The organism is Paraburkholderia sp. RL17-383-BIF-A (assembly GCF_046028015.1).
GTDB lineage: Bacteria > Pseudomonadota > Gammaproteobacteria > Burkholderiales > Burkholderiaceae > Paraburkholderia.
The window spans coordinates 1-21,620 of record NZ_JARESR010000061.1; the positions used below are offsets into that span (position 1 = coordinate 1).

Genomic DNA, 21,620 nt, shown 5'->3' on the forward strand with positions numbered 1-21,620 from the left:
CGTCTGGAAGGACGTGCTCAAAGCCGAACGTGTGGGCCGCGACGACAACTTCTTCGAACTGGGCGGCGACTCTATTCTGGTGTTGCAGGTGATCGCCCGTTCGCGCAAACGCGGTGTGCGCTTCACACCCAAGCAACTATTCGATGCGCCCACGCTTGCGCAACTCGCGCGTGTCGCGACAACGGTGGAACTCGCCCTGCAAGCGGCGCCCGCCATCCCGAATGCGCAAGGCACGTCACCCAAAACGGACGAGGCCACCACGCTCACGCCCGCACAACTGCGCTTCTTTGCTCTGGATATTCCGCAGCGTGGCCACTGGAATCAATCCATTGAACTCGACGCGCAAGCGCCGTTCGACTTCGACGCATTCGCCCGCGCCTTCGAAACGCTGCTGACGCACCACGACATTTTCCGCCAGCGTTTCGCGCCTGTCGGGTCGCCTGGCGAATGGCGGCTCACGCTGGCCGCGCAAGCGTTCGAAACACTGCCGCTAGCAGCGGTCTGCGCACGCGACGAGGCCGACGCGCTCGCTCAGTTCGACGCGTTGCAAAGCACGCTCGATCTGACACGCGGCCCGCTCGTCTGCGCCTTGGCTGCGCTTCTGCCTGACGGTGCCACCAAACTCTATCTGGCGATCCATCACATCGTCGTCGACGGTGTGTCGTGGCGCGTGCTGCTGGACGATCTCGATGCCGTCTATCGCGCCGCTTGCGAGCGCCGCAGCGTGCGGCTCGCGTCGACGGGAACGAGTGCGCAGGAATGGGCGGCGCGCCTCGCACGCGCCGCGCGCGACACGACGCACTCGCCGTTCGCCGCAGAAATACCGTACTGGACCGCGCTCGCCGCGCCGTACGACGATCTGCCGCTCGACGATCCGCACGCCAGTGCAACCAACGCCGACGCGCAATCCGTGATCCAGACGATCGGCGCCGATCTCACGCGCGCCGCGTTGACGGAGGCGAATGCCGCCTATCGAACGCAGACGATCGAACTGCTGATTGCCGCGCTGGCGCAGTCGCTCGGCTTGCCGGCGTGCCGCATCGAACTCGAAGGCCACGGCCGCGAGGCCTTGTTCGACGACGTCGACGTGAGCCGCACGCCAGGCTGGCTGACGAGTCACTATCCGGTGCAGTTCTCGCTTGAAAGCACCCCGGCCGCTACGCTCGGCGCGGTCAAGGACACGTTGCGCGCGGTGCCGAACAAAGGCCTCGGTTTCGGCGTGCTGCGCCACTACGGCGACACGGCGACGCGTGCGGCGCTCGCCGCCGTGCCGCGCCCGCATGTGACCTTCAACTACCTCGGCCAGTTCGACGCCCCTCGCGAGGCGGCGCTCGTACCGCGTTTCGGTGGCGCGGGCCGCGAGCGCGATCCGGCGGGGCCGATTGGCAACGCGTTGGCGATTCACGCCTATATCGACGGCGACGCCACGCGCACGCTCAAAGTCCACTGGGTCTACGGCGCGACGCAATTCGAGCGCGCTACTGTGGAAGTCCTCGCGCAGCGCTTCGAAGGCGCGCTTGCTCAACTGGTTGGCGCATGCGCGGGGCGTCTTGCGCAACGAGGCGGCGGCGCAACGCCTGGCGATTATCCGCTCGCGCGGGCGGGCAGCCTGACACAGGCTGCTATCGAACGCATGCCGCTCGACTTGCGCACGATCGACGATATCTATCCGCTTTCGCCGATGCAGCACGGCATTCTGTTTCACTCTCTATTCGCGCCCGAGCAGTCCACTTATGTGAATCAATTGGTCGCGACGTTGATCGACCCGGATGTGGAGCGCCTGCGTGCGGCATTCGAGGCGGCGGTGCCGCGCCATGACATTTTGCGCACGAGCTTCACGCCGGATGAAGCGGCGCCGATGCAGATCGTGCATCGCCAGGCGCGCATGCCCGTCGAGATTCTCGACTGGCGCGAGCGCGGCGCGGATGCAATGGATGCTTTCGAAAGCTGGCTCAGCGCCGACCGCTCGCGCGGTTTCGATCTGACATCGCCGCCGCTGATGCGCGTCACGCTGATCCGCATCATGGACAATGCATGGCGTCTCGTCTGGACGCGTCACCATTTGCTGCTCGATGGCTGGAGCACCGCGCGCTTCTTTGCGGATGTGCTGCGCGATTACATCGAGCCGCCGCGTCCGCAGCTGTTCGCTGCGCCCGCGAAGACGCGCTATCGCGACTTCATCGCGTGGCTGGCCGCGCGTGATGCCGACAGCGCGCGCGCTTTCTGGCTGCAACGCCTCGCGCTGCTCGACGAGCCGACGCTGGTCGCCGCGCCGGAGTCCGCAAGCGATCGCCGCGAATCGCGCCATCTCACGCGCCGTGAAACCGTCGACGCAGCCACGACGGCGCGTCTAATCGACACCGCGCGCCGCCTGAAAGTCACGCTCAATACGATGGTGCAAGGCGCGTGGGCGCTTGCACTGCAACGTATGACGCATCACACGGCAGTCGCCTTCGGCGCGACCGTCGCGGGCCGTCCTGACGCGCTGCCGGACGTCGATACCGTGCTGGGTCTGTTCATCAACACGCTGCCGGTGATCACCGCGCCGTTGCCGCAACGCCGGGCTTCGGCATGGCTGCACGACCTGCAGCGCGATAACGCCGCGGCCGCCGAGCACGCGCATACGCCGCTGTCTGAAATCCAGCAATGGGCGGGGCAGGGTGGCGGCGCGCTGTTCGACACGTTGGTCGTGTTCGAAAACTACCCCGTGGACGAAGCCTGGCAGGGCCGCGATCCGCGTGCGCTGAAGCTGCGTGAGCTGCGCAATATCGAAGCGACGGACTTCGCTCTCACGCTGGTGATCGAAGCAGGCACTACGCTCACGATCGACTACGGTTACGACGCCGCGCAACTCGATGAAGCGCGTGTCGCCGCGTTGCATCGCGCGTTCGCTTCGTGCCTCGCGGGCCTGATCGCAAATCCGGACGCGCGGCTCGGCACGATTTCGATCTCCACGGCGGACGACCTCGCCGCGCTGAACCGCTTCAACGCGACGGCGCAAGCGTGGCCGCTCACGCAGCAACACGCCCTGCATCGGCAGTTCGAACAGAAGGCGTTGATATCGCCAGAGGCTATCGCGCTGGAATTCGCCGATCCGCAAGGACGCACGCACCAGATGTCCTACGGCGAACTCGACTCGAACGCCGATCGCGTCGCCGCCGCGCTCATCGAAGCAGGCGTGCGCGCGGACACGGCGGTGGCGCTGTGTGTCGAGCGCTCGTTCGACATGGTGGTGGCGCTGCTCGGCGTGCTCAAAGCGGGCGCGGCATATCTACCGATCGATCCTGACTATCCGGCAGAGCGCATTGCCTATTTGCTCGACGACGCGAGACCGGCCGTCGTATTGACGCAGCCCAATCTGCTGGAAAGGGTCACGAACGCAGTCAACAGCACCGGCGCGAAAATCCTGACCGTCGACGCACTACGCGGCGCGGACTTCACGCTCAGTGCTCCCGTCGCAGTTGCGCCCGATCAGCTCGCTTACCTGATCTACACCTCCGGTTCGACTGGCAAGCCGAAAGGCGCGGGCAATACGCATCGCGCACTGGCGAACCGGATTGCGTGGATGCAGGACGCGTATCGCCTCGACGCCCGCGACGTCGTGCTGCACAAGACGCCGTTCGGTTTCGACGTGTCGGTATGGGAGTTCGTGTGGCCGCTCGCCGTCGGCGCGAAGCTCGCGATCGCGGCGCCTGGCGAGCATCGCGATCCGGCGCGCCTCGTCGCCGCGATCGAAGCACACCGCGTTACGACGCTGCATTTCGTGCCGTCGATGCTCGCGGCCTTCGTCGCTCACCTGGAAGACTTCCACGCGGCGGCGCGCTGCGCGAGTATCGAGCGGATTGTCGCGAGCGGCGAAGCGCTTGCGCCGGAACTGGCGGCGCGCGTGGCAAAGCAACTGCCTCATGCGCGGCTCTACAACCTCTACGGCCCGACCGAAGCGGCCATCGACGTTTCGCACTGGACTTGCGATGTGCGCGACGCCGACGCGGCCTCCGTGCCGATCGGTCATCCGATTGCGAACCTGCAACTACACGTGCTCGACGCGGCGTTGCAAGCGTTGCCGCAAGGCGCGATCGGCGAACTGTATCTGGGCGGCGTGGGACTCGCGCGCGGCTATCTTGGCCGTGCCGCGCTGACAGCCGATCGCTTTGTGCCCGATCCGTTCTCGCACGGCGCGCGGCTCTATCGAACTGGTGACCTTGCACGCCGCCGCGCGGACGGGGCGCTCGACTATCTCGGCCGCATGGATACGCAGGTGAAACTGCGTGGCCAGCGCGTCGAGCCGGGCGAAATCGAAGCCTTGCTGCGGGCGGCACCGGGCGTGCACGATGCCGTGGTGATCGTGCGTGACGAGCAACTGATTGGCTACGTGGCGCGCAGCGCGGACAACGCGCTCGATACGCAGGCGCTGCTCGATGGTTTGCGAGCGCAACTGCCGTCGTACATGGTGCCTTCGCATCTGATCGCGATGGATGCGCTGCCGGTCACGCCGAACGGCAAATGCGACCGTCACGCGTTGCCCGCACCCGTGCGCGGCTCTGTCGGCGAACACGCGCTGGATTTGCCGGTCACCGAGACCGAACGCGAACTCGCCGAGATCTGGAAGCGCGTGCTGCGCGTCGACACGATTCGCCGCGACGAAGATTTCTTCGTGTTAGGCGGCCACTCGCTGCTTGCGACACAAGCCAACGCGCAGGCGAATCTGCACTGGGCGCTCATCTTGCCGCTACGTACCTTGTTCGACGAACGCACGTTGCAGCGCTGTGCCGCCGCGATCGATCGTGCGCTCGCCGAACGCGAGGCTCATGGAGCAGGCGATACCGCGAGCGCGATCGATGCATTGCTCGATGAATTCGAACTGCAATAAGCCCACCACATCGACCGATCGACCCGCCGACCCGCACTGAGACACCTGAGCATGACCACAGCCAAACCGGACCTGCTTTCCCTTGCGTCACGCTTCGCGCTGTTGCCGGACGCGCAGCGCAAAGCCTTTCTCACGAAGCTCGCCGCAGCCGGCATTGATTTTCGCGTGCTGCCGATTCCGCCGCGCACCGAGCGGACCGCGAGCGTGCCGGCGTCGTTTGCGCAAACGCGTTTATGGCTGCATGCGCGGATGATCGATGAACCCGCGGCGTATCACATCACCGAACGCCTGCGGCTCGACGGCACGCTCGATGCCAACGCATTGCGTCTTTCGTGCGATGCATTGGTCGCGCGCCACGAAGCGTTGCGCACCACCTTTGCTGAAAGCGGCGATGGCGTACTGCAAACGGTGCATGCGCCGTCGCGCTGCCCGTGGCGCGCGAGCGACGTGAGCACACTGCCCGCCGATCAGCGCGAGGCACGCGCTGCCGAGATTGCACGCGCCGATGAAGCGAAGTCCTTCGATCTGTCGGTCGGGCCGTTGGTGCGCGCTCACCTGATTCGCCTCGACGCGAGCACCCATTGGCTCGCGTTGACGACGCATCACATCGTGTCAGACGGTTGGTCCGCGGACGTCATGCTTGCCGAACTCGCGTCGTTTTATCGCGCGTATGCGAAGAGCGAAGCGGTGTCGCTCGCGCCATTGCCGATCCAGTACGCCGACTTCGCGCTGTGGCAGCGCCGCTGGCTCGACGCGGGCGAGCGTGAGCGTCAATTGGTTTTCTGGCGCGAGCGGCTAGACGCGAATCGCGACGTGCTGATGTTGCCGGGCGCATCGCCGCGTCCGGCTCAGCGTAGCGCGCGTGGGGCACGGCATCGTTTCGTTCTCGATGCCGCGCTCGCTCAGCGCGTGAAGACCTTGGCCAATGCGCAGCGCGCGACGCCGTTCGCCGTATTGCTGGCGGCACTGAGCGCATTGCTCGCGCGTTCGTCGGGAGAAACGCAGATTCAGATCGGTGTGCCCGCGGCGAATCGCGAGCGCGGCGAAGTGGCGGGTCTCGTCGGGTTCTTCGTGAATACGTTGACGCTCGCCACGCCCATTTCGGCAACGCAACCGTTCGCCGCGCTGGTCAGCGCGACGCAACAAACGCTGATCGACGCCCAGTCGCATCAGGATGTGCCGTTCGAACAGGTGGTCGAAGCGCTGGGTGTGGTGCGCAGCGCGAGTCATCATCCGTTGTTTCAGGTGATGGCCGCTTATGGCGCGCGTCGGCGCTTGCCTTCGCTTGCCGACGTGCGCATGACGGAGTTGCCATCGGGCGCGCCGTTCGCCAAATTCGATCTGACGCTGAGTTTCGAGGAGCGCGACGATGGTTCGATCGACGCGACCTTCATCTATGCGCTCGATCTGTTCGACGCCGACGCGATAGAGCGCCTTGCCGCGCGATTCATCGAGTTGCTATCGAACGCGGCGACGACACCCGCCATTGCGGTCGGAGATGTGCAGTGGTTGCCTGAAGCCGAGCGCGCGCAACTCGATGCTTGGAACAGCACGGCGCTACCGCGCGAAGCAACGTTCAGGCCGGTGCATCAGCGCGTGGCCGACCATGCCCACGCGCGGCCGGACGCGCGCGGCGTCGCCGACACGAACCGCTCGCTCACGCGCGGCGAAGTGGATGCGCGCGCAACCCGTTTGGCGCAGCGCCTCGCCGCGGCAGGCGTGCGTGCCGAAATGCGGGTGGGCGTGGCGCTGAGTCGCTCGGTCGACCTGCTGGTCGGCCTGATTGCCGCGTTGAAGTCGGGCGGCGCGTTTGTACCGCTCGACCCGAGCCATCCGCGCGAGCGCCTCGCGCAGATTCTCGATGACGCGCAAATCACGCACGTCATCACGGAACGCGCGAGTCTCGCTGCGTTGCCGGCGTCGGATCGTTTACGGTTGTGGCCGATCGACGAGGAGCCGCAGCCTGAGGTTCAATGCGCTGCGGATGTCGAGTTGCCGCGCGTGTCGCCACATCAGGCAGCTTATGTGATCTATACATCGGGCTCGACCGGCAAGCCGAAGGGCGTGGTGGTCGATCACGGTTCGTTTGCCCTGCATTGCGCGGCGATTGCGGAGCGCTACGGCGCCGGTGAGCGTGACGTTTTCCTGCTGTTCCAGTCGGTCAATTTCGACGGCGCGCATGAAGGCTGGTTCTCGCAGTACATGTCCGGCGCAGCCGTCGCCATTACCGCGGATACGTTGTGGCCGCCCGCGCAAACCTGCCGGATGATGGTTCGCGAAGGCGTGACCATGACCTACGTGCCGCCCGGTTGCGCAACCCAGCTCGCCGAGTGGGCGCTCGCGCACGGTGCGCCGCCCAGCTTGCGTTCGTTGACGGTAGGCGGTGAAGCCACGTCGCGTGAAGCGTTCGCTTTGCTGCGCCGGGCGTTTCCGAAGGCGCGGATCGTCAACGGATACGGGCCGACCGAAACGGTCATCACGCCAATGCTGTGGATGTTCTATCCGACCGACGACACCGCGAAGCTCGCGGACAGCGCGTATCTGCCAATCGGCACGCTGGTCGGCGCGCGTTCGGCGCATGTGCTCGATGCGCGCTTGAATCCGCTGCCGGTCGGCGTGATCGGCGAGTTGTATCTGGGTGGTGAAGGCGTGGGCGTGGCGCGTGGTTATCTCGACCGGCCGGCACTCACGGCCGAGCGCTTCGTGCCGGATCCGTTCGGCGCGCCGGGTGCGCGGCTCTATCGCACGGGTGACCTCGTCAAGCGGCGCGCGGACGGCGTGTTCGACTTTATCGGTCGTGTCGATCATCAGGTGAAGTTGCGCGGCTTACGGATCGAACTGGGTGAGATCGAAGCGCAACTCGCCGCGCACGGCGACGTGCGCGAAGCCGTGGCGATCGTGCATGGCAAGGGCGCGCAAGCGGCGCTGGTGGCGTATGTCGAATTGAGCGCCGAAGCGCGGGAGCGCAGCACACGCGCGGATGCAGCGGAACTCGATGCGCATCTGCGCCATACGTTGCCTGACTACATGGTGCCCGCGCATATCGTCGTGCTCGACGCGTTGCCGCGCAATGCCAATAGCAAGGTGGACCGCGCGGCGTTGCCGGAGCCGCAGCGCGTCGAGCGGGCCTATCAGACGCCCGCTGCCGGACTCGAAACCGCGCTTGCGCAGATTTTCCGCGAAGTGCTGGGTGTGGAGCGTGTCGGCCGTGCCGATCATTTCTTCGAACTCGGCGGACATTCGCTTGCGGCGGTCCGCGTGGCGACGCGCGTGGCCGAACGTCTCGCGCGCGATGTGCCGGTGCGCACGCTCTTCGAAGCGCCGACGCTCGCGCAATACGCGCAGCGCGTGATGGCGTCGGCGCGCAGCGAAACGGTGGCGGATACCGGAGAACTACAGCCGGGAGGCGGTTCCAATTCACTTATTGCGCCGGACGCGAACGGCATCCTGCCGCTTTCTTCCGCGCAATTGAGCTTGTGGTTCCTGTGGCGCTCGCAACCGGACAGCGCGTCCTACAACATTCCTGTCGCGCTGCGTCTGCGTGGGCCGCTCGATAGCGTTGCATTGCGCGATGCGTTTGCTCAAGCCGCTGCGCGACATCCCGCGCTGCGCGTGCAGATCGTCGAACGTGACGGGCAACTGCCGGGCCAAAAAGTCGTGGACTCGGCGGCGTTCGAACTGCCCGTGATCGATCTTTCTGGCGACCCTTTGCAAGCCGAACGCGAGAACGCCGCTATCGCGCTCACCGACCAGGACGCACTCACGCCGTTCCACCTGCTCGACGATGCGCCACTCTGGCGCGTGCGCTTATTGCGCCTTGCCGAGCGCGATCATGTGCTGTCGCTGGTTGTGCATCACATCGTGTCGGACGGGCAGTCGATCGATCTGTGGCTCGAAGATGTGCGCGGCACTTATGTCGCGATCGTGCGCGGCGCGTCGCCGGCGGCTTCGGCTACGGGATCGCTTTCGGCTCGACAACTCGTCTTGCCTGTAGCCGCGCCGCGTGCGCGCCTGTCGTTCTGGCGCGATGCGTTGGCCGATGCGCCGTCGCAAGTGCTGCCTTCGCCGCCGTCGGGCCGCGTGGCGTCGCCCACCTGGCGCGCCGGACGCCTCGCGTTCGAATTGACCCCGGCTCTCGTGCGCCGTGCCCGTGCGATGGCGCTTGAAGTTCACGCCACCTTGCCCATGGTGTTGCACGCCGCGCTGAACGTCGCGCTATATCGCGCGACGGGCGCAACGGATCAGCCGGTCGGCGTTCTCGCTTCCACGCGCGAACTGACGGGCGAAGCCGCACGCCACGCACTGGGACTTTTCATCAACGCGGTGGTCGTGCGGACGCGGCTCGCCAAAACGGATACGCCGGTCACGCTGCTCGCTGAAGTGCGAGACGCCGCGCTCGCCGCTTATGCGCATGCGGACACGCCGTTCGCCGACGTGGTGGCGGCATTGCGCGCCACGCGCACCGAAGCCGGCAATCCGCTCTTTTCCGTGATGTTCAATTACCTGCGACCGGCCGGAACAGCGGGACGCGACTGGGCCGGCCTCACGCTCGACGATTTCAACGACGTGCGGCACCGGGTCGTGTTCGAGTTGGAACTGGACGTGGTCGAACATGCCGACGGACGCGTGACGGGCGCCTTCTCGTATGCGAACGAGTTGGTGGACGGCTGCTTCGTCGAGGCACTGTCCGCCGACTATCTGGACGTGGTGCAACGGTTCGTCGACGCGCCGCATGAACAACTGGGCGTTGCTTCAGCACGCTTTACCCTGGCGTCAGCCGGCGTTGCAACGAGCGCGCAAGCAAGCCCGGCATCTCACGCTGAAACAACGCGGCGCGCCACGGCACTCGAACGCGTGTGGAGCGATCTGTTCGAAGGCAATACACCCGCGCTTCACGACGATCTGTTCGAAGCGGGCGCAAGTTCGTTCGATGTCGTGCGCTTTGTCGATGCCGCGCGAGCCGCTGGTCACGCACTGGAGATTGCCGACGTGTTCGCCGCGCCAACCTTCACGCAACTGGGCGCTCGGCTCGATGCGCGAGCTTCTTGCGTTGCCGAGTTGCGCGACGGCGCTTGAACCCGGAGTCGAACACGCAGCCCGGCAAAAAAGGCAGTGAATAAAAACCGCATCAATCACGAAAGATTTTTCGCCGGCCCGCGCATTCGGCGTGCCGGCTTCCACCGATAAGGACCTGCGACATGCACAGAGACACCGTATTTGATCTGATCGGAATCGGCTTCGGACCGTCGAATCTGGCGCTTGCCGTGCGCCTCGCCGAAGAAGCCGGCGTGTCGGACCTCACGCATTGCTTCATTGAGCGACAGCCGGAATTCGGCTGGCATCGCGGCATGCTGCTCGACGACTGCCGGATGCAGATTTCCTTCCTCAAGGATCTCGTGACCATGCGCGATCCGAAAAGCCGGTTCACGTTCATCAACTATCTGTTCGAACGCGGACGTCTGGCGGATTTCGTCAATTTGAAGAATTTCTATCCGACGCGCGTGGAGTTCCACGATTACCTGAGCTGGGTGGCGGCGTCGTTCGACGATCGCGTGAACTACGGCCAGACCGTGACCGGTATCGAAGCGATCAAGAGCGCTGACAATACCAACGACGTCGAAGCGTTACGCGTTTTCTCGCGCGATCACGAAGGCCGTGAATGGCAACGTGTGACACGGGCGTTGTCGGTCGGCATCGGTGGCGGGCCTCAGGTGCCGGAGGCGTTCGCCGCGCTCGGCACGCATAACATCGTGCATTCGTCGCAGTACCTCACGTCCATCGATCGCGTCGTCGGACCTGCGAACGGCGCGCGAAAACGCGTGGCGGTGATCGGCGCGGGGCAGAGCGCGGCCGAAGTGTTCGTCGATCTGACGCGCCGCTATCCGCATGTGGATGCGAGCCTCATCATTCGCTCGAGCGCGCTGAAACCCGCCGACGACAGCCCGTTCGTCAACGAGATTTTCAACCCCGCCTTTACCGATGTCGTCTACGCGCAGCCGCGCGACGGTCGGCGCGCGCTGATCGAGCGTTTTCGCGACACCAATTACGCGGTGGTCGACCGTCCGCTGATCGAGCAGATCTACGAAATGCTTTACCTGCAAAACGTCTGCGCCGAACCGCGCCACCGGTTGCTCGCGAACACCGGCATCGAAACGGCGGCGCGCACGGGCGGCGGCCGGATTGAACTCACGCTGCGTGACCGTTTGAGCGGCCAGGCCCGCGCCGAGCAATTCGACGCGCTGGTGCTCGCGACGGGATATCGCCGCGACACGCATGTCGAGTTGCTGGAGGGGCTTGCGCCGCATCTGGGCGACGCGCTCACGCAAGGCAATGTCGAGCGCGATTACAGGCTAGCCACGCCGGTGACCTTCAAACCACGCATTTACCTGCAAGGCTGCTGTGAAGACAGCCATGGACTGTCCGACACGCTGCTGTCGGTTCTCGCGTTGCGCTCCGACGAAATCGCCGCTTCGCTTGCGCATTACGCATCGCGCGACCGTTCGGCTGACCGGTCGAGACAGACGCACGCAAACGCGACTCGCGCGGACCGCATGACTTTCGCGCTTTGATAGAAAGCGGCGCCACGACACACACACATAGGAATTGGCCATGCCGAAGAAAAAACTCGTTTACATCTGGTCGTTACGAAACGCGGCCGCCGACAAGGCGGGCCAGGACATCGCGTACAAAAGCGGCGCGCGCTACATGAAGTCGGTACTGGAGTCGCTTGTCGAAGCGCTCAATGAAACCGCACTCGGCGATCAATACTCGCTCGAAAAAGTTATCTACGACGACGATGCCGGATCCGGCACGGACCGCGAAAAACTGAAGGAATATGGATTCGCTTACGAGCCGGGCAAGCGCTGGTTCTATCCGCCGAACTTGCGCGTGCAGGGCAAGCGGGTCAACGATCTGCTACTCGCGATTCCTTCGACGTACCGGCGTGAGCCGCTCGATGCACCAGGCCGCGCGGCAGGCAAGAGCCGCTTTGAAAAGCACCTGCTCGATACGCTGGTGGCATTGAAAGCCGATATTGTCGTACTCGACGGTCTGCTGATCATTCTCGACGAACTGATTCGGCCCGGCGCGCCGTTCTATCGCAAGATCGTGAATATTCACCCGGGCGTGACGCGTGCCGATTCGCCCTACGAGCGGCGCGGCGCGTACGCGACGCTCGACGCGCTCTACGGTGCGCGCGGCAAGAAAGTGGTCAACTGGAAGACGATGGAAACCGTGGCGGTCGAACCGTTGTATCTGACGGGCGCATCGTTTCACTATGTCGACAACGGGATCGACTCCGGCGAGGTGATTCACGACGTGCTGAATACCGAAATCGATAAGGACGATACGATCCTCGAACTACGTTGGAACAATTTCAACCGAAGCCTTTTCCCGGCTTTGAACGAAGGGCTCGCGATCATGGCCGGACAGCCGGTGCAAGTCGAGGCGTGATGCGGTGAGGAGCGGCGCGCACGCGCCGCTCGAAGTGGCTATTGGGCGAGAACGAGGGTGTAAGCCATTTGATGACGTGCTATTCAGCACGCGTCGCAGCGGCTCGCCTGTTGCGCCGCAGGCGCGCGTTCCCGGTGACCCAGCCTTCGCGACGCGCTGCCGGAAATCACGAAACTGAGCACGGCGAGCACCCACACGCCAATGCCGCCGTAGAGCATTACCCAGCCGAAACCTTGCATCAACGCAGCATGCACGATGCTGCCCGACGGATCGATACGCGCTAACGCGGGAATCCCCGCTCTCACCGCTTCGACATCTCCCGCGGCAATTTTCTCGGCCAGTGCGCCGAGGGGCGCGGTGTCGAGCGTCTGCGGCAGCCGCGTCTTCAGATTGAAGAGAACGCCGCCTACCAGGATCGCCCCCATCAATGCGATGTTGATCGCGAGCGTAATCATCCGCGCGCTCATATCGATGCCGGACGCCATGCCCGCGCGTTCGGCGGGAACCGCGGCGGTCGTCGTATTGGTGACGGGCGTATTGGTGAGGCCGAGGCCCGCGCCGGCGATCACGCAACCGGGCAGCATGGTCCACGCGTTCGCATGCGCGGCGGCGCTGCCGTATCGCATCAGCATGAAGCCGAGACCGATCGTAAACAGGCCCACGGGTATGGCGATTCCCGAGCCGTAACGCAGCGCGAGACGTTCGCCGAGCGGCGGGAAGAGCAGGGTCGGCAGCGTGTAGGCGAGCAAGGCGAGGCCGGCGCTCACGCTGTCGTAGCCGAGCCCGATCTGGAAATAGATCGGCAAATAGATCATGAATGGCCAGAAGCTGAAGTTCATGCCCGCCGAGCCCATCAGTGCGCCGGAAAACTGCGGAATCCTGAAGACCGAGAAGTCGAACATGGGGCGGGCACTGAGTTTCTCGGCAACCACAAAGGCCACGAAGGCGAGCAGCGTCGCCGCGATGATGAAGAGCGCGCGAGGATTGCCGAAGCCGAGCGCCGGAACCTGCGTGATGAAATACACGAGGCCGAACACCGCGAGCGACAGCGTGACGATGCCCGCCACGTCGAGCGTATGCGCATGCGGGTCGCGCGATTCCTGCACGCCGCCGAACACGAACGTCAAGGTCGCGACGGCGAGCAGCGCGTGCACCCAGAAGACCCACTGCCAGTTGGAGAGCGCGACGATCGTCCCGCCGATGATCGGCCCAAACCCGAGTCCGATGCCGAAGATGATGCCCCACGCGCTGAATGCGCGAGCGCGTTCCGGGCCCTCGTGGAACTGATGCGAGAGCACGGCCACCTGGCAGATCAGCATGGCGCCGCCGCTTGCGCCTTGCAGCAACCGCGCGACGATCAGCGTTGGCACGCTTTGCGCGAGTCCGCAGACCAGCGAGGTGATGCCGAACAGCGCGATGCCGATCACGAAGACGCGTCGGCGGCCGAAGCGGTCCGCCAGCGTGCCGGTCGCCATCAGCACCGTGGTCACGGCGAGCGTGTAGGCGTTCATGATCCACTGCATGCCTTTGAAATCGCCGTGCAGCACGCGCTCGAGCGTCGGCAGGATCACCGGCACGCTGGAGATTTCGAGGCCGAAAATCAGCGACGCAAGACACACCGCGCCCAACGCCAGGGTGTTTTTTCGGAGCGAGAGGAACGCGCGCGGTGTTTTGTCATCGGCGGTCTGCTCGGGACGCACCTCGCGCGAGCCCGGTCGACTGTCTGCCGCAGCCGTACGCGGCCGTTCTTCGCGCCGTGGCGGCGCGATCGGATCATTGTTCATGGATATTCACCTCGATAGTCGATGAGCTCGGCCCACACATGGACTGTGTAATATAGGGGGAATCTGCGTCCCTATTGACGCGCAGAAATCCCAGCAATGTGTCCATTGAGGAATCAATCGGGTAAAGATATGAGCGACATCCTCGACGGTGTGACGACATTCGTTCGCGTGGTCGAAACGGGCAGTTTCGCGCTGGCCGCGGAGCGCATGAACCTGACGCGCTCCGCGGTCGGCAAAGTGATCGTGCGGCTCGAAAAGCGGCTCGGCGTGCGCCTGCTCAATCGCACGACCCGCAGTCAGAGTCTCACCGAAGACGGGCAGGCCTACTACGACCGCTGCGTGCGCGCGCTAGCCGAACTCGAAGCGGCCGAGGCCGACCTCGATTCAGGAAGGCGCGAGCCGAAAGGGCGTTTGCGCGTGAGCGTGCCGCAGGCTTTCGGTCACTACTGCGTCGCGCCGGTGCTGCTTGAACTGGCGCGCAAGCATCCGCAATTGAAGATCGACATTTCGATTACGGATCGCTTCGTCGACGTGATCGAGGAGGGTTTCGATCTGGTGGTGCGCGTGGGCCCGTTGGCCGACAGCGTGAGTCTCGCCGCGCGCAAGCTCGGCGTGCAGCACGCGAGCATTGGCGCCGCGCCTGCCTATCTGGAGCGGCATGGCACGCCGCGCAGCGTGGACGACTTACGCGGGCACGCCGTCATCGCCTATTTGCGGGCAGGCTCGCCGCAGCCGTGGGATGTGGTCGATGTCGACGGGCAGATTCGCCGCGCGCAGGTTCAGCCGCAGCTCGGTTTCGACGACATGACGGGGATTGTGGATGCCGCGCTCGCCGGGTTCGGCCTCGCGTGGCTGCCGGCTTGGCTACTGGCCCGCTATGCGCGAACCGGCGAGCTGGTGACGGTGATGGAGCATTGTTTCCGGCCGACTCAGGAGATCCATCTGGTGTGGCCGAAGAGCCGCTATCTGCCGCTGAAAACGCGCTGTGCGATCGACGCGCTGGTGGCGCAGATTCCGCCGATGATCGGGGCGCCCGCAGCGGGCGCCCCTGGTTCACAAGACGCCTAGAACTGCAGCGTGGCGCTGGCGACGGCGGTACGCGTCGGCGACGGCGCCACGTAGTAGCCCCACGCCGTCGTCCAATAACGGCGATTGAAGAGGTTGTTGATCCCTGCGCGGAACGTCACGTCCTTGCCGGCGATCTTCGTCTCGTACCGGCCGCTCAGATCGAAGGTGGTGTAAGCCGGCACGAACTGCGTGTTCTGCGCGTCCACGGCCTGGTTGCCGACATACTTGCCGCCGAACGCGAGCGTCAGCGGGCGCAGATACGACGGGTTGTATTCGATCCGGCCCGTCACGGTGAAGCGCGGTGCGCCGTAAATGCGCTTGCCTTCCACGCTCGCATCGTCCACGTCCATGGCCTTCGTGTCGAGCCACATCACGCCGCCCAGCACGCGCCATTCGCTCGTCAGCGCAAGCCAGCCGCTGGCGTCGACGCCCTGATAGCGCTTGGTGCCGTCCTGCACGAAGACGTTGGCCGAGTTCGTGTAGTTGTAGCCCTGGTCTACACGGAACAGCGCGAGGTTGGCGCCCCACTTGCTGTGGTCGGATTTGAAGCCGATCTCATACTGCTTGCTCTTCAGCGGACCGAACGTGGCCGGGTAGTTGACGTTGGTGTTCGACGCCGCGCCGCCCTGTTCGAGCGACTCCACGTAGCTCGCATACACCGTCGAATAGGGATCGGTCTTGAACATCAGCGCGAAGGTCGGCGTGACCGGATCCGCTTCGTATTGCGACGCCACCGCGCCGCTTGGGTCGTACACGTGCTGGCGATATTGCGTATAGCGCAGACCGACCAGTGCCGACAGGCGTGAGGTGAGCTGCACGGTGTCGCTCGCGTACACGGCAGCCTGCGTGGTGCGCTGCTGACGGTACAGGTCGGAGCCGATGCTGACTTCGTCGTTGGTCAGCAACGTGCTGTTGTACAGGTTGCCGTACCCGAGGAAGTAGCCTTCGTTCCAACCCGTGCTGTTGCTGTACTCGCTGGTTTGCGTCTGGAAACCGGCGCCGACCACCACGTCATGCTTGATGCTGCCCGTGTTGAAATGTCCTTGCACCATCGCGTCGACGTTCTGGTAGAAGTAGCGCGTCATTGCCGCATACAGCGTGTTGCTGTAGTTGCCTGCTGCGTCCGTGACATACAGCAGACTGTCCGAATTGGTGCGATTCTCCTTGGCGAAGCGGTATTTCACGCTCGCGTGCCAGTTTTCGGAGATGCGGTAATCGAGGCCCGTGCCGAACGAGGCCATTTCGGTCTCGTAGTAGTTCTGCGGTTGCGTGAGCGCATGGGTGACTTTGCTCGCATCGGGAATGCCGCCGGCGTCGCCGCTGAACATCAGGCCGAACAGCGTGCCGTTGGTTCTGCGCTTCTGATAGAACGCGTCGGCGCTCCACGTCAGGTCGGGCGTAATGCGGAAGTCGAACGCGAGCGACGCCACCTGGCGACGAATGTGGCCGTGGTCCTCGGCGGTGTTGCCGTTTTCGTTGACGAGGTTCAGACGGTAGCCGAAACGATCGTCGTTGCCGAAGCGGCCGCCGAGATCGACCGCTTCGCTGAACACGCCGGCCGACTTGTAGCCGATCGAGACGCTGCGGTAGGGCGTGTCGGTGGGGCGCTTCAACACGTAGTTGACGATCCCGCCCGGCGAGCCGAAGCCGTACATGAAGCCGGACAGACCCTTGAGCAGCTCCACCTGCTCGAACGGTTCGAGCGAGAGATCGGTGTCCCACGACGGGAAGGTCTGGCCGTCCACCTTGATGCTGTTCAACGTGTCGATCGGCATGCCGCGCACGGTGAACATCGAATTTTCGCTGATCGCGTTTTCGCTGGTGACCGACACGGCCGGGTCGTATTTATACAGATCGTTGGCGGTGGTCGCGAAAAGGTCCTGCGCTTCGTCGCTCGTCACCACATGGGTCGAGAACGGCGTGTCCACCTGCTTGCGCGAACCCAGCGCGCCCGCGCTGACCGTGTCGGCTTGCGCCACGGTGCTGTCTTTCGACGCCGTGACGCTCACCGCCGGCAAGGTGGCGGCGGTGTCGCTTGCCGCGACCTGCGCCCATCCCGGCGACGACAGCGTGGAAAGCGTCAAACCGACGCTGGCGAAAAGCCCCGCGCTGAGCAGCGATGGGGTCCGACGTTGGCCGCGCGCAAAAGTTGGGCGGCCGGCGACAAATAAATTCTGCATGTTGTTTGAATTAGGCAGGTGGCGGCGGCGCGCACCAAGTCTGTGCAAAAACGACGCCGTGCTAGCGAGTGGTTGTTAGACGACTGGGTGAAACTGAAAGATACGATCGAATGGTAATGCATCTGATTCGCATTCACAAATTATTTTGTGTCTTAGGTCATCTATAAGACATCTGTTTCAACCCACGGGTCATGGGGCTGTAAGCCTTATGTGGCGGGGCTGGAGCCCATTGGGCGCGCTTGCGGGATATGTTTGTTTCGCAGCGAATAGAGGAAAACACGCATATACTCACGCTCTGGCCGTAAAAAGTAGTGCCGAGCCTGCGCGCTGCGTTTTGCTGCTTCGTCGCAACCTCGCCGGCTCAGCGCTACCAAACGCTCTGTCTATCACTTCACCTAGCAAAGCATCGAACATGTCCACACCGCCGAAGATCATCTACACCCTGACTGACGAAGCGCCTGCTCTGGCGACCTACTCGCTGCTGCCGATCGTCAAGGCGTTCACGCGCTCGTCCGACGTGATCGTTGAAACGCGCGACATTTCGCTGGCCGGCCGGATCATCGCTGCATTTCCCGACTACCTGAGCGCGGAACAGAAGGGTTCCGACGATCTGGCGGAGCTGGGTGCACTCACCACGCGTCCGGAAGCGAACATCATCAAGCTGCCGAACATCAGCGCGTCGGTGCCGCAACTGAAGGCCGCGATCACGGAACTGCGCGATCAGGGCTACAAGCTGCCGGCGTACCCGGACGTCGCAACGACCGACGCCGAAAAAGACGTCAAGGCTCGCTACGACAAGATCAAGGGCAGCGCGGTCAACCCGGTGCTGCGCGAAGGCAATTCGGACCGTCGCGCGCCGCTGTCGGTCAAGAACTACGCACGCAAGCATCCGCACAAGATGGGCGCGTGGAGCGCGGACTCGAAGTCGCACGTCTCGCACATGAGCGGCGGTGATTTCTACGGCAGCGAAAAATCGGCGCTGATTGCAGCGGCCGGCGCTGTGAAGATCGAACTGACGGCCGCGGACGGCTCGAAGACGGTCCTGAAGGAAAAGACGCCGGTGCAAGCGGGCGAGATCATCGACGCTTCGGTGCTGTCGAAGAACGCGCTGCGCAGCTTCATCGAAGCGGAAATCGCCGACGCGAAGGCGAAGGGCGTGCTGTTCTCGGTGCACCTGAAGGCCACCATGATGAAGGTGTCGGATCCGATCATCTTCGGTCACGTGGTGTCGGTGTTCTACAAAGACGTGCTCGCCAAGCACGCGGACGTGCTGGCGAAGGCCGGCTTCAACCCGAACAACGGTATCGGCGACCTGTACGCGCGCCTGAAAGACCTGCCGGCTGAAACGGTTGCCGCGATCGAAGCCGACATCAAGGCGCAATACGCAGAGCGCCCGCCGCTGGCCATGGTCAATTCGGACAAGGGCATTACCAGCCTGCACGTGCCGAGCGACGTGATCGTCGACGCGTCCATGCCGGCCATGATTCGCGAGTCGGGCAAGATGTGGGGTGCGGATGGCGCGCTGCACGACGCCAAGGCCGTGATTCCGGACCGTTGCTACGCGGACGTTTATCAGGCGGTGATTGAAGACTGCAAGAAGCACGGCGCGTTCGACCCGGTCACGATGGGCACGGTGCCCAACGTCGGCCTGATGGCGCAAGCCGCCGAGGAATACGGTTCACACGACAAGACGTTCCAGATTCCGGCCAACGGCGTGGTTCGCGTGACGGACGCAGCCGGCACGGTGTTGCTCGAGCAGCCGGTGGAAGCGGGCGACATCTGGCGCATGTGCCAGACCAAAGACGCGCCGGTTCAGGACTGGGTCAAGCTCGCGGTGAACCGCGCTCGCGCCTCCAACACGCCTGCCGTGTTCTGGCTGGATGCAGCGCGCGCGCACGACGCCCAGATCATCAAGAAGGTCGAGCACTACCTGAAGGACCACGACACCAGCGGTCTGGACATTCGCATCATGACGCCGGTCGAAGCGACGAAGTTCTCGGTCGAGCGCATCCGCGCCGGCAAGGACACGATTTCGGTCACCGGTAACGTGCTGCGCGACTACCTGACCGACCTGTTCCCGATCATGGAACTGGGCACCAGCGCGAAGATGCTGTCGATCGTCCCGCTGATGGCAGGTGGCGGCATGTTCGAGACCGGCGCGGGTGGTTCGGCGCCGAAGCACGTGCAGCAACTGGTCGAAGAAGGTTTCCTGCGTTGGGATTCGCTGGGTGAATTCCTGGCGTTGGCCGCCTCGCTCGAACATCTGAGCGGCGCGTATCACAACCCGAAGGCGCAGGTTCTGGCCAAGACGCTGGATCAGGCAACCGGCAAGTTCCTCGACAACGACAAGTCGCCGGCGCGCAAGGTTGGCGGTATCGACAACCGCGGCAGCCACTTCTACCTCGCGCTGTATTGGGCGGAAGCTCTGGCCGCGCAAACCGAAGATGCGGCGCTGCAGGCGCAGTTCGCCGGCGTGGCGAAGGCACTGGCCGAGAACGAAGCGAAGATCGTCGAGGAGTTGGGTGCTGCGCAGGGCAAGCCGGTGGACATCGGCGGTTATTATCGCCCGAACGTCGAACTGACGAGCAAGGCTATGCGCCCGAGCGCCACGCTGAACAAGATCGTGGACGCGGTTGCTTGATGCACTGAAGAAACGTGCTGTACTGAAGTAGGCGGTAAGCATGACGATGGCGCTCTCGAGCGCCATCGTCATTTTTGTTTCCACGTGAGTCGCCGCCATAACTGCCATCACACGTGAACGATTTCCCAATCGCTGAGCTTCTCGGGAATTTCGAGCGTCGCTGTGTCGTCGCCTTCCGAGAGGTGCGGGCAGATCAAGCCGCGTGCGAGGTCGTCGGCGGCCTGTTGCGGGCTGGCAAACTCGCCGAGCGTTTCGTTGCCGTAGGTTGCTTCCCAACCGTCCTGTCCCGGCAAAATGTAGAACGCGCCTTGATTCGAACCAAAACGAAAGCCTTTCATTTTTAGTCTCCCAATTGCCAATTAAAAACCGCGGTGCCGTGGCGGCTTCGTGCGAGAGGTTGGGGACCGTCAGACAGTGTTTCCGTCTCGTCCAACTCACTCGGCTACTGAAGCGCCGGCTCTTGTAAAAGAGTCTACGTCAGCAGGCAGTGGCGCAAGGGGTTGTTAGATGCTTCGTTCGAGTAAAAAATTGTGTTTAAAAATAAAGGCTTATCGTCTTTGTTCCACGATGTGCAACGTGGGGCGACATTGCGAAATGCCGGATTTGTGCCACGCACCACGATTTTTTACGAAGCAATCGATCGTTCCACATCGTGAAATTTTCGAGGGTTTAAGTGCGGTCGTTCTATTCGAGGCAGGATCGCAAGCGGCCGACGCGTCGGCACGATCCGCTTAGCCGGCAAGCCGGCGCAGGAAATCGAGCATTACACGATTGAATTGCGCCGGCCGTTGCAGCGGGGCGAAGTGACTCACGCCGGGCAATAGAATCAGCTCCGCGCCGGGAATGGTGCGGGCGAGGTATGCGGCGTGTTCCGGCTTGATGAACTCGTCGTGTTCGCTTTGCACGATGGCGACCGGCACACGGACTTGGGCCAGATCGTCGGCGCGGTAGTTGGGCTCGGTTTTCATCATCGTGCTGACGGCGGAGACGAATGCTTCGAAGTCGTCCGGTGTCGCCGATAGCTGCGCGTAGTCTTTTGCGTGGCGGCTGAAGCAGCGCTCGATCGTAGGCGTCGGCACAAATGGCTTCGTGCCGCTCGGGTCCATATTGCAGCCGAAGAAAAACACGCCCGCCACGCGCTCCGGGGCGGTGATGCCCAATACCATCGCGACGCAGGCGCCGTCGCTCCAGCCCACCAGCGCCGCCCGATCGAGCCGCAAGGCGTCCATGACGGCGAGCACGTCCGAGGCCATCAGTTCGTAGCGGTAGGGCCGTGCGTCGCGGGTGCTGCGACCGTGGCCGCGACTGTCGACGACCACCACGCGATGCCCTGCGCCGAGCAGCGCCGGAAGCTGGTAGCCCCAATTGCCGCTATGCCCGAGACCGCCGTGCAGCAGAATCACTGGTGCGCCGGTGCCATACGACGCGTACCAGATGCGCGCGCCTTCGTGCTCGATGTAGGCTTCTTCGTTCGGGACCGGCAGCGGCGCGGCGCCAGCGGCTTCGAAGTGTTCGAGGTCGTCGTCGTGCGATTTGCTGGTGGGTTCCATCGCCGTCGTCTCCGGTGTCGACCAGAGTTGGCGCTTTAGCGCCTTACTCTGGTCCCATGCACCTGCTGCGGTCGA

General features: G+C 63.9%; 10 protein-coding genes. 6 read left to right on the plus strand and 4 right to left on the minus strand.

Annotated elements, in window-relative coordinates; translation table 11 throughout:
- The 4 genes from P0D71_RS35395 to P0D71_RS35410 all read left to right on the plus strand — a co-directional run.
- Positions 1-4,870 (plus strand): non-ribosomal peptide synthetase (locus tag P0D71_RS35395; RefSeq protein ID WP_408483832.1); only part of this gene is annotated, 4,870 nt, incomplete at its 5' end.
- 51 nt (positions 4,871-4,921) lie between these two features.
- The gene (locus tag P0D71_RS35400) at positions 4,922-9,946 is read left to right on the plus strand and encodes a non-ribosomal peptide synthetase (RefSeq protein ID WP_408483833.1); all 5,025 of its coding nucleotides are present in this window, start codon (positions 4,922-4,924) and stop codon (positions 9,944-9,946) included.
- A 122-nt stretch (positions 9,947-10,068) separates the two neighbouring features.
- Positions 10,069-11,439, plus strand: a complete 1,371-nt coding sequence (locus tag P0D71_RS35405; protein ID WP_408483834.1) for a lysine N(6)-hydroxylase/L-ornithine N(5)-oxygenase family protein — start codon at positions 10,069-10,071, stop codon at positions 11,437-11,439.
- Between the two features lie 40 nt (positions 11,440-11,479).
- A complete protein-coding gene (locus P0D71_RS35410) occupies positions 11,480-12,322 on the plus strand; it encodes a N(5)-hydroxyornithine transformylase PvdF (RefSeq protein WP_408483835.1) in 843 nt (280 codons plus the stop codon).
- Positions 12,323-12,405: 83 nt separating this feature from the next.
- On the opposite strand, the gene P0D71_RS35415 is transcribed toward P0D71_RS35410, so the two are convergent.
- On the minus strand, positions 12,406-14,106 hold the full coding sequence (locus tag P0D71_RS35415) for an MFS transporter (RefSeq protein WP_408483836.1): 1,701 nt from the start codon (positions 14,104-14,106) through the stop codon (positions 12,406-12,408).
- A gap of 129 nt (positions 14,107-14,235) precedes the next feature.
- Here P0D71_RS35415 and P0D71_RS35420 point away from each other — a divergent pair, with 129 nt between their 5' ends.
- Positions 14,236-15,174 carry a LysR family transcriptional regulator gene (locus P0D71_RS35420; RefSeq protein WP_091806353.1) on the plus strand — a complete coding sequence of 313 codons (939 nt, stop codon included), beginning with the start codon at positions 14,236-14,238 and terminating at the stop codon, positions 15,172-15,174.
- Here P0D71_RS35420 and P0D71_RS35425 read toward each other — a convergent pair.
- Entirely contained in the window at positions 15,171-17,354 is a 2,184-nt protein-coding gene (locus tag P0D71_RS35425) for a TonB-dependent siderophore receptor (RefSeq protein ID WP_408483837.1), read from the minus strand. The genes P0D71_RS35420 and P0D71_RS35425 overlap by 4 nt on opposite strands.
- Positions 17,355-17,766: 412 nt before the next feature.
- Here P0D71_RS35425 and P0D71_RS35430 point away from each other — a divergent pair, with 412 nt between their 5' ends.
- The gene (locus P0D71_RS35430) at positions 17,767-19,995 is read left to right on the plus strand and encodes an NADP-dependent isocitrate dehydrogenase (protein WP_091806360.1); all 2,229 of its coding nucleotides are present in this window, start codon (positions 17,767-17,769) and stop codon (positions 19,993-19,995) included.
- A gap of 107 nt (positions 19,996-20,102) precedes the next feature.
- On the opposite strand, the gene P0D71_RS35435 is transcribed toward P0D71_RS35430, so the two are convergent.
- Together P0D71_RS35435 and P0D71_RS35440 are read right to left on the minus strand one after the other, a co-directional pair.
- On the minus strand, positions 20,103-20,333 hold the full coding sequence (locus tag P0D71_RS35435) for a hypothetical protein (protein WP_091806363.1): 231 nt from the start codon (positions 20,331-20,333) through the stop codon (positions 20,103-20,105).
- A 393-nt stretch (positions 20,334-20,726) separates the two neighbouring features.
- Positions 20,727-21,545, minus strand: coding sequence for an alpha/beta fold hydrolase (locus tag P0D71_RS35440; RefSeq protein WP_408483838.1), 819 nt, complete (start codon positions 21,543-21,545; stop codon positions 20,727-20,729).
- Positions 21,546-21,620 lie beyond the last annotated feature (75 nt).